Origin of the sequence: Paenibacillus macquariensis, from assembly GCF_900156375.1 — a bacterium.
In the GTDB taxonomy this organism is placed as follows: Bacteria; Bacillota; Bacilli; order Paenibacillales; family Paenibacillaceae; genus Paenibacillus_AQ; species Paenibacillus_AQ macquariensis.
Genome location: NZ_FTNK01000001.1, coordinates 259687 through 273369, shown reverse-complemented (window position 1 = coordinate 273369; position 13683 = coordinate 259687). Strand labels below are relative to the sequence as shown.

General features: G+C 38.4%; 10 protein-coding genes and 2 pseudogenes. 9 read left to right on the top strand and 3 right to left on the bottom strand.

All coding sequences use genetic code 11. The annotated features are described in order from the left end of the window. Positions 1-511: 511 nt before the first annotated feature. From BW961_RS01180 to BW961_RS31830, 6 genes and pseudogenes are all read left to right on the top strand, one after another. The gene (locus BW961_RS01180) at positions 512-1300 is read left to right on the top strand and encodes a hypothetical protein (protein WP_068590012.1); all 789 of its coding nucleotides are present in this window, start codon (positions 512-514) and stop codon (positions 1298-1300) included. A 334-nt stretch (positions 1301-1634) separates the two neighbouring features. Next, positions 1635-2261 (top strand): hypothetical protein, encoded by a 627-nt coding sequence (locus tag BW961_RS01175; protein ID WP_068590014.1) that lies wholly within the window; start codon positions 1635-1637, stop codon positions 2259-2261. A gap of 56 nt (positions 2262-2317) precedes the next feature. Next, positions 2318-2617, top strand: coding sequence for a hypothetical protein (locus BW961_RS01170; RefSeq protein WP_068590017.1), 300 nt, complete (start codon positions 2318-2320; stop codon positions 2615-2617). Positions 2618-2869: 252 nt separating this feature from the next. Next, positions 2870-2977, top strand: a pseudogene (locus tag BW961_RS32110) (SLOG family protein); the annotation flags it as partial. 130 nt (positions 2978-3107) lie between these two features. Beyond that, entirely contained in the window at positions 3108-4481 is a 1374-nt protein-coding gene (locus BW961_RS01165) for an S-layer homology domain-containing protein (protein ID WP_068590021.1), read from the top strand. Between the two features lie 626 nt (positions 4482-5107). Continuing rightward, positions 5108-5380 (top strand): annotated as a pseudogene (locus BW961_RS31830) (IS110 family transposase); the annotation flags it as partial. A gap of 219 nt (positions 5381-5599) precedes the next feature. Here the strand turns inward: BW961_RS31830 and BW961_RS01155 are convergent. The 3 genes from BW961_RS01155 to BW961_RS01145 all read right to left on the bottom strand — a co-directional run bounded on the left by BW961_RS01155 (position 5600) and on the right by BW961_RS01145 (position 9740). Beyond that, entirely contained in the window at positions 5600-6115 is a 516-nt protein-coding gene (locus BW961_RS01155; RefSeq protein ID WP_068590023.1) for a hypothetical protein, read from the bottom strand. A 292-nt stretch (positions 6116-6407) separates the two neighbouring features. Further along, positions 6408-8606, bottom strand: a complete 2199-nt coding sequence (locus tag BW961_RS01150) for a GH92 family glycosyl hydrolase (RefSeq protein ID WP_068590025.1) — start codon at positions 8604-8606, stop codon at positions 6408-6410. A gap of 39 nt (positions 8607-8645) precedes the next feature. Further along, the gene (locus tag BW961_RS01145; RefSeq protein WP_068590027.1) at positions 8646-9740 is read right to left on the bottom strand and encodes a GntR family transcriptional regulator; all 1095 of its coding nucleotides are present in this window, start codon (positions 9738-9740) and stop codon (positions 8646-8648) included. Between the two features lie 374 nt (positions 9741-10114). On the opposite strand from BW961_RS01145, the gene BW961_RS01140 reads away from it, so the two are divergent. The 3 genes from BW961_RS01140 to BW961_RS01130 are packed head-to-tail and all read left to right on the top strand — an operon-like array spanning position 10115 to position 13606. Continuing rightward, the gene (locus BW961_RS01140) at positions 10115-11704 is read left to right on the top strand and encodes an extracellular solute-binding protein (RefSeq protein ID WP_139331492.1); all 1590 of its coding nucleotides are present in this window, start codon (positions 10115-10117) and stop codon (positions 11702-11704) included. Positions 11705-11764: 60 nt separating this feature from the next. Continuing rightward, the gene (locus BW961_RS01135; RefSeq protein ID WP_068590029.1) at positions 11765-12700 is read left to right on the top strand and encodes an ABC transporter permease; all 936 of its coding nucleotides are present in this window, start codon (positions 11765-11767) and stop codon (positions 12698-12700) included. 12 nt (positions 12701-12712) lie between these two features. Then, positions 12713-13606, top strand: coding sequence for a carbohydrate ABC transporter permease (locus tag BW961_RS01130; RefSeq protein WP_068590031.1), 894 nt, complete (start codon positions 12713-12715; stop codon positions 13604-13606). Positions 13607-13683 lie beyond the last annotated feature (77 nt).

Sequence of the window (13683 nt, the reverse complement as noted above, 5' to 3'; positions counted from 1 at the left end):
TGGTATTCAAGTTTATATGCCTGAATTGAATGACTTTGCGAAACAAGTTAAATTGAAACATATTCATGATTGATCCTACGGAACACGGTAGTTCAATAAAAGAGAAGTTTTATTGAGAGTTAACTCCATTGTGTCGGGAGTTGCTCTGTGCTTTATAGACGTATGTTTACGAAGTGTATCGAGTGTGGAAGTTAAACTCATAAGGTTAAGGATTAGCCACCTGTGGAGGTGGTTTTTTGTTGGAGAGGGGCGGGGGATGGATAATAGATGAAATACGATTGTTATTTGCTGAAAGGCTCAGTATACATATAGCCAGAAACTCGATAATGATTTCTGAGCGATACGTTAAAGACAGATATACCAACATATGGTATTGTGTGTTCACGAAGTAGCTCAAAGCATGATATGTCTTACATAAAGTTCAATTACAAATATAGTAGTGCACTTATGAAGGTAGGTATCGGTAGCTATTATTAAAATAATGTTACTTGACTGGTGGAGGGAATAAGAATTGTCGTTAAAATACCGCTTAAACAAAAGAAAAAAAGCAATTGAAACAATTGACGAAATATCAAGAAATCCTTCTCATATTTTAATCATTCATTATTCGTGTGAGAGCCTTTATGATATAAATGAAGGTAAAACTCCTCGGATTACTTCAATTGCTGTAAGGTATTTCAATACAGCGCAAACTAAATCATTTGCAATTCATAGAATAGCGGAAACAAAAAGAATAGCATTTAACGAGATTGAAACTCACTATGATGCTTTAGAGAAGGATATGCTGAAGGATTTCTTTCAATTTGTAAAGAAGCACAAGGACTTTTCTTGGGTACATTGGAATATGCGTGACCTTAACTTTGGATTTGAAGCGATTGAAAATAGGTTTACAGTTTTAGGTGGGAAGCCAGAAGTAATTGACTCTAAAATTAAAATAGACTTACCTCGTTTTTTGGTTGATATTTATGGGCTGAATTACATTGGACATCCTAGATTAGAGAGACTAACTGACAGAAATAATATATCCAGAAGAGACTTTCTTTCGGGAGAAGTTGAAGCGAAGGCATTCGATAATAAGGAATATGTTAAGCTCCATCAGTCAACTTTGAAAAAAGTTGACATTTTTCATACGGTACTCGAGAAAGTAGATCAAGGAAGCCTGAAGACTAATTCTAGGTTTTACCAAGTTTATGGATTGACACCACAGGGAATATTTGAGTCGGTTAAAGATCATTGGTTGTATGCAATAGTTAATCTAATTATTGGTGCTATCATTGGTGCTATCATTTCAAAAATTTAGTTTAGTAGTAGATCGTGTATTCATGGGCTAGCTACCAAATAAGGTGGATTTTATTTTGTTGGAGCTTTTCGGAGGATGGTTTTCAGATGATAACCTGTTGTTATTTCAGCTATGGAAAGCTGATCACTCTTTGAAGTAGATTTAAGCGTACTCTTCTATCTGTATGGGGGAAATGAGTGCGTAGATCCCGAGTATTATCTGAAACTGCTTGTCAAATTCTAAATTTAATTTTGCCGTAATGAGAATTGAAGAAGTTCCTAAAGAAATGTTTCACTACACTTCACTTGAAACTTTAACATCAAAACATTAATTTGAAAGTACTGGTGAATAAAAAATGAGCGAGACAACATATCTAATCGAGCAATTGAAATTGTTAAAGAAGAAACCTACGGATACAGTTTTTGCATATCTAGTTTCTAAAACTATCGATTATAGTGAAATCAAGTCTATTAAAAATGAATTAAATAAATTAGGCTGGATACCAACGAGAAAGGCATATGATATTATGCTTTATCTAGCAAACACTTATAGTGAAGCGTGCATTGTTTTTCAAGAAATGTTGGACAATGGTAGGAAACCAAATTCGATTAGAATAGCAAAGAACGAGCAAGTAAAAAGTGATAATATTTTAAAACTGGCACTTCATAATAGAATTCAATATTTTAATACCGAGACGAATAACAAGTATGAATCTATAACACAAGTGTTAAACAGAAATATCCGTAATGCTGATTCGCACAATACAATAAAATATTCTGGTCAAAAAAATTGTATAGAGATAAAAAAACGTGTGGGAAATAAAACTGAAATCATTGAAGTAAGCATAGACGACTGGTTTTTAAACGTATATCCTAAGACAGGTTGGTTGGTTCAAGCTTTTATATATTCAATTGCTCTAATTTCTTTAGGTATAAGTGACATAGATTTATTCAGAGAAAAATATGTATCTTTGTTTGGATGAAATGACTGCTTTATCAGAAGAACAAAAAAGGCAAATAAGAGGGAGTGAGGTTTTAATTGAGTAATTTATTTGTATCGGTATTCATGCTAATCGTAGTTATAGTTATATTAGAAATTCTTCAGCGTATTGGTGCATTGAAGTATTTATTTAGTAATCATTCCTCAAAGTTTGAATACGGGATAAAATCATTCTTATATGCTGCTATTGCGATTTATACGGTTTACTATAATAAGTTAGATTTCAATGAAATTACGAAAGTTGAGTGGCTTGTCATTGCAGTGTCAATTATTGAAGCTGCATCAAACTACATAAATCTTTCAAGAGAACGTGATAAAGAAGGCGGAAATAATAAATGATGTAAGATTTAAGTTTAATTATAAAATGGCAATTTGATTCAAAGAATTCGGTGGTGAATGGCGTTGTCTTTAACATATTTGTTGAAAATAACTCAGACATGAAAAAAATATTTAAAGCAATTCCAAATTTGAAATATTTAGTAAGGAATGAAGAAGGCAATCGTGTCGATTTCAGAAATATCGATATCAAATCGACCTTATTGAGCAAAAATCCTTCATTGATCGGTCATTCCTATGACTATTTTTTTATAGGAAAAGGCTTTGAAGAAACAACAAGTAGACGGTTATCGTTATATTAACATAAGTTCAGAGGACATACAGAGCATTGCAGACGATGAAAGCTACCATGCTATGGAGTAATTATTCGGGCATTCTATCAAATGAAATTTTTGTAAATATTTTTGTTGACATAATAGTTTTTGAGTTGATATAATAATCGACGTTACGTAAATCCGATAAAATATATCGGGATTAATTGGAGGTATTGTTCATGACAAAATCAGTTGTTTCATACGCCAAGCTTTTTACAGCACTCCTCTTATCCGCATCTATCATTTTTGCGCAGCCAGCTGCTTTCGCAGCATCTGTTGCACCTGTTGCAACAGTAGCAGTTGCTGCTTCACAAGAGGACGGCGTACCGCAGTATAAACAGTTCTTGCAAGAAAAGTACAATGTAAAACTTGAGGGTGAAATTACGAAAGGCCAATTCATCAACGCAATAGCTAGTGTCCTAAAAGTTAAGCCTTCTGGTAAAGAAGTTGTATTTACAGATGTTAAAGAAACTGATGCATTGTTCCCGGCAGCTGCTGCTTTATATGAAGAAGGTATTCTAACAGGTCCTGCATTTCAAGGAGAAGAAACACTTACGAATGTGGTTGCAATCTCCATTGCAGTAAGAGCGGCTGACCTTAAAGAGCTTGCGTACACATATCCTGCTACGAAAGTTAACAAAGTGCTAAGCGCAATTAATGTTAACGGAAGCACACTAGGAACTAAAGTGGCTCAAGAATTAGCGCTTGCTGTTGATACAGGCCTATTGCCAGCAGAGTTTTATGCTAACTTCAAGCCTAAAGGTATCGCAAGCGAGCAATTGATCAACACGCTTGCTGGTAAAGTACTTATTACTAAAGGTCTTTATAAGCAATATATCGGTTACGTTAATGATGCTGATATTTATAACAAGCTGAATAGCGCATACAAAACTTCCGATATCATTGACGCTCCGAAATTGCAAAAGATTGTTAATACAGCATTGGAGCAAGAGCTTATTACAGGCTACAGCATCAAAGATTTACGTTTTGAACCTAACTTTATCCCATCACTTGCACTAAGCTATGGTCATTCCAACTATAAGCATGCTGTACAGCTTATTGGTTTGCTTCGCAGTGAAGGTCTAAATGCTAAAGTTCAATTTGAGCCTAAAACTTCCGCTTTCCTTCACTTGGCTGAGTGGGGCGATCCAGGTCCAAACGTAGTGAAAATTGCAAACGGAAATTATATCGCTTATGCAAAAGAATACGATCTGAAATTTGAATTTGCTACAGTTGCTGATAAAGCTGCTTTCGATGCAGTAATTGAAAAATATGCAAAGAAAAATGAAGATGGTCAAACTGGTTTGATCGCTAGCTCATGGTGGCAGCCGCTTTATTATTCTGCAACAGAATTGAATGGTTATGCGCAAATTACTAACAACCAAATTACAGATGCAGATAGCCCTTACACAGTAAATCCTTACTCACTGAATGAAAATTCAGAAAAAGTAATTGCTGGTTTGAAAGCAATCGATCCTGATGTAACGATTAAGCCAGTTAAATTCTGGGTTGATCTGCCTTTCTTCAGATACTTGCACGGTGAATCTAAATAATAGATTGATCTGATAAGTTAATAGTAAAATCGTAACAGCCCAACTATCACTAAAATGGTTGGGCTGTTTTTTTGTTGGGGAATGTATATAAGTTGAATAAAATGAATGATCTCCGCGCGCAGCGATCAACACGTAAATGTCTTGTTCAACTTGTATAGCCAAATTACGGTTGTATTTAGTGTGATATATTGAAACTAACAGGTGAAAATTGCTCGCAGGAGGGTAATTGGTTTCAAATTGTGAGTTTAGTTGGCGTTTTTACCGGGTTACTACATAAAAAGGACTTCTGTAGGTTCGAATTTTGAAACTAAATCGAGGTTTTTTAAGGTGAAATTGAGTTTAGTTTCAATAATTGAAATTAATTCCAATAAATAAGACAAGTCCTTTTAAAAGAGAATAAAGTATTCAGTATTGGTTGGATTATCACAGTTTTAAAGACGTGTCTGTAAATGATTATCTTATAAATAAAAAAGACAAATTAATGAAGGTACTCGGATTATTAATGTTTATCGAAGATTATTATGTAAGAATTACTGATATCAAATTTTGTGAAAGAATGATGATTCTAGTTGAAGATTACCTGAAGAAGTAATAACTGATTTCAAGCCACATGAGTGTAATAACTCATATGGTCAGGTGGTAAGTCACGAAACTACAAAAGTAAGCAAGGAAATCGAGAATTACATGATATTATCAAGAGCCTTGCTATCCGACAGATAGCGGTCACACGTACCAAGAGGGAACCAAGGAATCCTCATGTTTATGCCTATTATGTACAGAAGATGGCTGAGGGTAAAACGAAGCAACAGGTTATTGTAAATATTATGAGGAAACTAGTAAACATCATCTACGCTATGATGAAGAAAAAATCAGCATATGTGATGCCGACGAATACCTAAAAAGCAAGCAGGATGATATAACTGGTGGTAATTGGGAAAGTTATTTCCAGTTAGCACCTTTTTAAATTTTAGTTCCGTTTTATTAACTAGGACATGAAAGAAACAATTACAATATAAGAAGCCTCACCCAATTAAAAAAATTTTTAGTTAGAAATTAATAAACTAATAAACCTTATGGTTTATTAGTTTTTTTATTTGTAGGAAAAGTGATGGAAGAAATTACTTAGTAGCGACATGTCTAGCCTCATTATGAGCCATTCTGTGCAAATGGTTGTTCTTCTTGTGTTTGCTAATGTATTTTACACTTACTTTAACCTCTGGGAACATATTATTCAGATGATCTAATGAAGCTAATATTTCATTTCTTACATTTTCATAAAAGTGATGTGGAAAGTGTTGTTTTGATAAAATTCGTAATATAGAACTACAGTCAGTAAATATGATAGCGACTTTCGGTTGATGTTTCGTAAGTGCTTTTGTCAGTAACTCAAGACTGTAAGCGATAGCTAGTAATTCACCGTAATTTGAACCTTTATCATGTTCAATTAGAAGTTTCTTGGCGGTAACGCTTATAGTTCGATTATAGACAATACAGCAAGCTACGCCAAATTCATTTTGTACAACATAACCAGCGTAATCGCAGTATAAGAAAATCGTGCCCTTATTAAAAATATTTTGTCTTAAACTAGGGGTGGCATATGCTTTTTTTATCAATAAGTCTTTAGTTGAATCCATAAGTTAATCATTCTCCTTTATATGAGGGTAGGGCTATGCGATAAGGATAAACCTAAAGATCAATATTTAAACTTATGCTTAATATAAACTTGTTTTAAAGCCTATAAACTATTCTCATCTCACCCGATAAACCTTTTTGGTTTATTTGGTTTTACATTTGTAGATATAGATATAGAGATAGAGCTAGAGATGGCAGATATGATGCGATGTATTAAGAACTACAAAAAGGGACATCCCAAGAGGCCACATTAGCCTCTTGGGATGTCCCTTACCTGATAAAGCTGATACTGAATTAACCATTACTCTTCGATATCGAGAAAGGAAGCTCTTCCGGGCCGTAAGTACGGTATGTTGGAGCTAGTCCTAGACGGAAATCCAAGGATTTTCCTTCCATAATATCCTCATGCGTAATATACAATTTGGTATATTCCTCGTTCTCCAATGTGACGTTAGCAACGAAATTGGACTGCGTGTTATTGTTCTCAGTATGAATCTCCATATGTTGTCCATTTGGCAGTTCAATTGAAACACTGTCGAACAGAGGGATGCCAAGTACATATTCTTTGCTGCCCGGGCATACAGGGTAGAAGCCCATGGAGCTAAATACATACCATCCCGACATGCTGCCATTGTCTTCGTCGCCAGGGAATCCGTCAAAACCACTGTTGAACAGGTTGGTTAGTATTTGTTTGATTACAACCTGGGATGATGCTGGCTGTCCGACATAATTGAACAGATACGGAATGTGGAAGCTCGGTTGGTTTGAAATGGCAACCTGTCCGAAGTCGACAGCGGCCATTTCGCTCATCTCATGAATTTCAAATCCATAGCCTAATACATCGAAATCCGGTGCTTTGTTGCACAAATCGGTTATTTTGTTAAAGAATTGTTCCTTGGATCCATAAGCTTCGATTAAACCTTCGAAATCCTGAAATACGGCAAAGCTAGTCTGCCATGCGCTACCTTCGGCATAATCAAGTCCCCAGCTCGTATCGTTGAAGTTTGGACGGAAATGCCCATTTTGATCCTTCGCCCGCATGAATCCGGTCTCGGGGTCAAAAATGTTCCGGTAATTCAAGGCACTTTGTTTATAATTATCTTCTATCTCTTTGTTTCCTAATACTTCAGCCACGCGGCTAATACAGTAATCACTATAAGCGTAGTCTAGGGTATGATTAACGCTCTCGTGATAGCTGCTTGGAACATAACCATATTTGATGTAATCCAGTGTTCCCTGACGGCCGTAGCAGTTCTTTTCACTTTGCGTCGTGGCTGCTGTCAACATCGCTTCAAGTAGTTCAGGCATCAGGTGTTGTCCGATTCCTTTCGTTGCAGCATCGGCAATAACAGCGTCAATGAGCGTACCTGGCATGAGTCCGCGCTCATCCGGGGATAACCATTTTGGCAAGAATCCAGTTTCTCGGTAGGAATTCATAAAGCCCTCGAGCATCTCTTCATACTCTTTAGGTGCAATGATGGAGTACAGAGGATATACGGTTTTGTATGTATCCCAGAATCCGTTATTGGTATAAAGAATACCTTCCTTTACAGATCTAGCTGTCGTATCGTAATGGACCGGATTCATATTGACATCTAGCTCGTAGAACTTCTGAGGGAATAGGAACATGCGATACAAGCATGTATAGAATGTCCGTAAATATTCCTCGTTCGAGTGTGTGACTTGGATTTTGTTCAGATAATGATTCCAAGAATGTGCGGCTTGTTCTTTCAACTCATCGAAGGTTGTAATCGTATCCCGCTGTAGATTGAGCTGCGCTTGCTCGATGCTGATAAATGAGGTAGCCAGTCTAACTTCGAGCGTCCCCTTCTCACAGTCCACAAATCGAATGACCGCATGCTGATCCTCACCACGTAGTGTACTTACATTGGTTAAATTCCCTTCAGCATTATAATGACCGGAATGCGCAAGGTCGATGTCCTTGTTGAAGGTCATAGCCACGTACATTCGGAATCCATCGTCGTGACTACCCGAGAAATTGCTGACATATCCAGTAATTGTACGATTTACCGCATCCAGATGGAATTCGCTCTTCTTCTTTGCATTTAATACGAAACCTGCCTGTTGGGCTCCATTGTATTTGATGCGCAGAGATGCTCCGTAACAGCTTGGAACGAGTTCGGTTGTAATGTTGTAACGTTGTTGCTTCACTTTAACGTAATGAGGTTTAAATATCGCTTCTTCGGGCCGGTATGAACTTTGGCAGGAAAAGACGGATCCTCTGATTTTGTCATCTGCGATAGGTGTCATGAGGAAGTGGGCGAAATCTCCCATCCATGGACTCGGTTGGTGCGTCAGACGAATTCCTTGAAAGATGCGGTCATTCGGATTGAAGAACCAGCTCCCCTCATCATTTGTCTGTACGACAAAGTGATTCATACCAAAGGGAACCCCTGTGTACGGGAGTGTATTCCCGTTGGAATAAGAGTGTTTGTTATTTGTACCTTGGCGTGTGTCGACGTAATGTAGCATGCAGAGTCAGTCTCCTTTATTATGCAGAAATAATAAGTGCTAAAGTTTCTTTACAGTCTGACGTTCTATGAGCTGAACGGGGACTACAATGTTTTCTTGCAAAGAGTCCTGAGGACTTTCGATTAAGTGGATAAGGTTTTGGGCAGCCAGATATCCCATCTGGCAAAAGTCCTGTGACATCGTTGTCAGCTTAGGTTCTATGAAGCTGGCAAGGTTAATGTTATCAAATCCCACAATGGATAAGTCATCTGGCACGGACAGACCCAATTCCTTGGAAATCTGAATGATTTCGATGGCGGTTAAGTCATTCTCTGTAACAATCCCTGTGATTCCTTCCTCCATAGCGGATTGTATGAATTTGGTATAGTATTCTTTCCGGTTAGTGTGGTCATGGGTCAAATACTGGTCAGTTAAGTCATTCACGCTGTAATCGATCAAGTTGTTGTCATGTAGCGCCTTTAGGTAGCCGAAATATCGTCCCCGAATGGACGAAGAATTCTCTACCTTCAAGGATGAGAAAAAGGCGATTTTCTTATGATTATTCTCAATCAGATGCTTGCAGGCTTGATAACCACCGTCAATGTTATCAGAGGTAACGGATTGGAAAGGGATTCCTTCAATACATTTATCTATCGTCACTAATGGGAAATTGGACAGATGATATTGATATAGAATACCAAGATCGCAAATGCTGCTTACCGGGTAGAAGATTACACCAGAGTTGGTACTATGAAGAGCTGCCTTCAATAGCTTTCGTTCTTCTACAATAGTATTGGACTGAATGTTTAACGTATAGTCGGTATTCGTAAGATATTCGTTAATGCCTTTCTCGTAATCCCCAAGCCCAGGATTGTGGGTGAACGGCAAAATTAACAAAATATCCTTGTGTTCTTTGGACGAAGAGCGGGTGGAGGCATAGTTTGAATTTACGAAGCTTCCTTTTCCCTGTATCCGATAGATCAGATTTGAGTTTTCCAATTCTGTCAATGCCCGCTTCGACGTGATCCGGCTAACGTTATATTGCTTTGAAAGATCAGCTTCGGTTGGAAGTTGATCTCCACTTTTCAACTTCCCTGATTCAATTTTAGCTTTTAAATCGTTTACGATATTTTGGTATAGTGGAATTTGTCCCATTTATATATCTCCCTGCTTAATTTGATATATCATCATTATACTGCTTATGTCAAATTTATATGGTAGCCTCTTGTTTGAAATTAAGGTTCTTATGTTGAATATACGATAGGATAGACGTTTCAGCAATAGAAAAGAAATATCTAGCAAAACATTGGGGAAATTGACCGAATCGAAAGTTCTGTCTAGTGTTCATAGCCTGTCACTAGTGAAATCTGTTAACTCCTTATGAGTAAAGGTCCTAGGAGGTTTTAAATATAATGGTTACTAAATTACCTTGAAAATAATTAATGTAAGCGCTAGACAAAATAGTTGGTATGTCATAGAATGGATTTCATAGTCAAAGTTGATATATCAAATATTAAGGGGCTGATGGAGTGTTACATTCTAAAAAAGAAAGAGCTGTAATGTCATTGTTGCTGGTTTCGGCTCTGCTTGTGACAGCATGTGGAGGAGAATCAGGGAAGTCCAAAGGGGCTGGTGCTGATGAATCTGCGAACACGAACGAAATTTCACTCTTAAGACCAAGTTGGACGAACCTAAGACCTGCGTCAAAGGATTTGTGGATGTGGAAAGAATACGAAAAGATGTCAGGAATAAAAGTGAACTGGGAAGAGCTTAGTGATATTGGAGAAAAGAAAAATGTGATACTGACTAGAAGCACGCTGCCTGATGCTTTCTATCAAGTCGATTGGAGTAACGGTGATCTACTGAAATACGGACAGCAAGGAATGTTTATTCCTTTGGAAGATTTGATTAAGGAGAATGCGCCAAATCTGCAAAAATATCTGGATGAGAACGAGGACGTTCGAAAAGGGCTGACGAGTGCGGATGGTCATATTTATGCAAGCCCTTACATAGATCCATATCCGGAAGGAAACCGTACGATTCGCTTGTATATTAACAAGAAGTGGCTAGATAATCTTGGCATGGAGGTTCCGAAAACGACGGACGAACTGGAAAAAGCACTTACAGCATTTGTCACCAAAGACCCGAATGGTAATGGTATTAATGATGAGCAGGGGTGGTATATGCCGAGCGGTTCAGTTGGCTGGACTTTCGAACAGATGATGATGGGATCTTTCGGCATTGGTAACGGTGGACGGAAGGCTGTAGGTGATTTTATTTATGTGGATGACAACGATGAGATTCAGCTTACGATTACATCTGATGAGTATAAGGAAATTCTGAAGTATGAGAACCGGTTGTATAAGAGTGGTGCGATCAACAAGCAGGCCTTCAGCGGTGTAGATTATGACAAATGGACAGCGGATGCTGCTAAAGATACGGTTGGTGCATGGAACTGGGCTGCTCCAGATTATATCGGCGAGAGCGTGAAGGGTGACTTTGTAGCGATTAACGTGCTTGCTGGTCCTAATGGAGATACGGCTTCGTTGACCAGTTCCCAGGTAGCAGGGGGATCAAGTCTTGTTATAACGAAAGATGCGAAAAATCCTGCCGCGATTCTGAAATGGGTGGACTATTTCTACAGTGAAGAAGGCAGTGAATTCGGCTATCTTGGTAAAGAAGGCGTCACCTACAATGTGGAAGATGGTAAGAAAGTCTACATCGATGATATCTTGAAATACAAAGATGGAATCGGTCTGGGTGCATTTCAATATGTCGATAACGTGTATGGTGGATATTTCCCATATATCGAGCTTTCACCGGAAGTTAGAGCGGCGGCTGGACGTCAGGATACGCCAGTATATAGTGATTTGACCGAAACAACGCTGCCGAGTGTGATGTTGCCAGATCTCCCTGCAACGATTAAGGAAGCGAACGAATCTTCTTCTGTTATTGCAGATGTAGGTAATTATATCGGCCAGATGCGTGTGGAGTTTGTTCAAGGCAGTAAGGATATCGACAAAGAATGGGATAACTATATTGCTCAGTTGAAAAAAATGGGTTCGGATAAATACTTGGAGATAAAACAAGCGCAATACAAACGTTATAAAGAAAGCTAAAGGCTTTGTTGGGGAGATTCTTCGGAATTCTCCCTAACACTTTAAGGAGAGGGGAAAACCATGGAATCTTCAGTTCACAAGAAGCATCTTCTCAAGTCGAAACGTAAATCTTTTCTGAAGCAAAAGTGGCTATACATCATGATGCTACTGCCGCTAACCTCTTTGATTATATGGAATTACATCCCGATGTATGGGATTATTATTGCTTTTAAAGATTACTCTCCAGCATTTGGGATATTGAGTAGTCCTTGGGCGGGATTCTCACATTTTGAGCGTTTCTTTAACGCCTTTTATTTCTGGGACGTGATCATTAACACGCTGCGAATCAGTATATACAGTCTTCTGGTTGGAGTACCTCTTCCGATCATATTGGCACTCATGTATAACGAACTTCGCAATAAGAAGTATAAGTCTATTGTACAAACCATTTCTTATATTCCTAATTTTATTTCGGTAGTTATCATTGTTGGTATGGTGACGTTCTTTACGTCTCCGGTTGATGGAGTTATCAATTCTGTAATCGAGTATTTCGGAGGTACGCCGATTGATTTTATCGGAAATTCCAAGTTGTTCCCTCACGTCTTTGTCTGGTCTGGTATCTGGCAAGCAGTCGGATGGGGGACCTTGATCTATACGGCTGCGATGTCCGGCATTCCACAGGACCAATATGAAGCGGCTTATCTTGAAGGTGCATCCCGGATGCAGTGCATTCGTAACATCACCATTCCGGCGATCATGCCGACCATTATGATTTGTACCATCCTAGCGACGGGTTCTGTCATGTCTGTAGGATTCGAAAAGGTATTGTTGATGCAGAATGATGCAAACCTTGCTACATCCGAGGTTTTATCAACATATATGTATAAATCCGGTATTGTGAATGCGGAATATAGCTTCTCCGCTGCTGTTGGCCTATTTAATAATTTGATTAATTTTATTGTACTGTACGTAGTGAATAAATTCGCCCAGAAATTCAGTGAGACAAGCCTGTGGTAGGGAGGGACAAATATGCATTTACAATTATCTAGAAGTGATAAAATCTTTAATTGGCTAAATATTGTATTGGTTGGGGTCTTTACGCTGATTATTTTGTATCCATTATTATTTGTTGTGTTTGCATCACTCAGTGACCCCCGGCAAATCTTCGATAATATATTATTACTTTGGCCTAGAGGCTTTACATTAGAAGGTTATAAGCGGGTGTTTGAAAACCAAGATATATGGATGGGCTTCAAGAATGCCATTATTTACACTGTGCTGGGGACAGCCGTCAACGTGATTATGACTACGCTTGCTGCGTATCCGTTATCCCGTAGGGATTTTAGAGGGCGTAACGTCATTACGATGTTGTTTACCTTCACGATGTTTTTCTCCGGGGGCCTGATTCCGTCGTATTTGGTTAACCAGCAACTCGGGATTGTTAACACCATGTGGGTTATGATACTTCCGGGTGCGGTCAGTGTGTACAACATGATTATTATGCGTACCTACTTCCAACAGAATATTCCACAGGAGCTTGAGGAAAGTGCTTTTATTGACGGAGCGACCGACATGCAATTGCTGATCAAGGTTGTTCTCCCGCTTTCCACGCCGATTATCGCTGTAATGATGATGTTCTACGGCGTTGGCAGATGGAACGGTTATTTTGATGCGATGATTTACCTATCTGAGCGTGAATTGTTCCCACTTCAACTGATTTTGAGGGAAATCCTCGTTCAGAACCAAATGGGTGATGCGGCGAACCAAGCGATCATGAACAGCAACCAAGGTGAAGTCAACGCACTTAAGCAATCGATCAAATACGCGGTTGTCGTCGTATCCAGTGTTCCGGTACTGGTCTTTTATCCGATTGTATCCAAGTATTTTGAAAAAGGCATTATGGTTGGGGCTATAAAAGGTTAGAGGTGTAACGGCAAGGATAAAGCCTGGTAGAAACTGTTGAATAGTTTCTACCAGGCTTATGTGTTTGTATATTTATT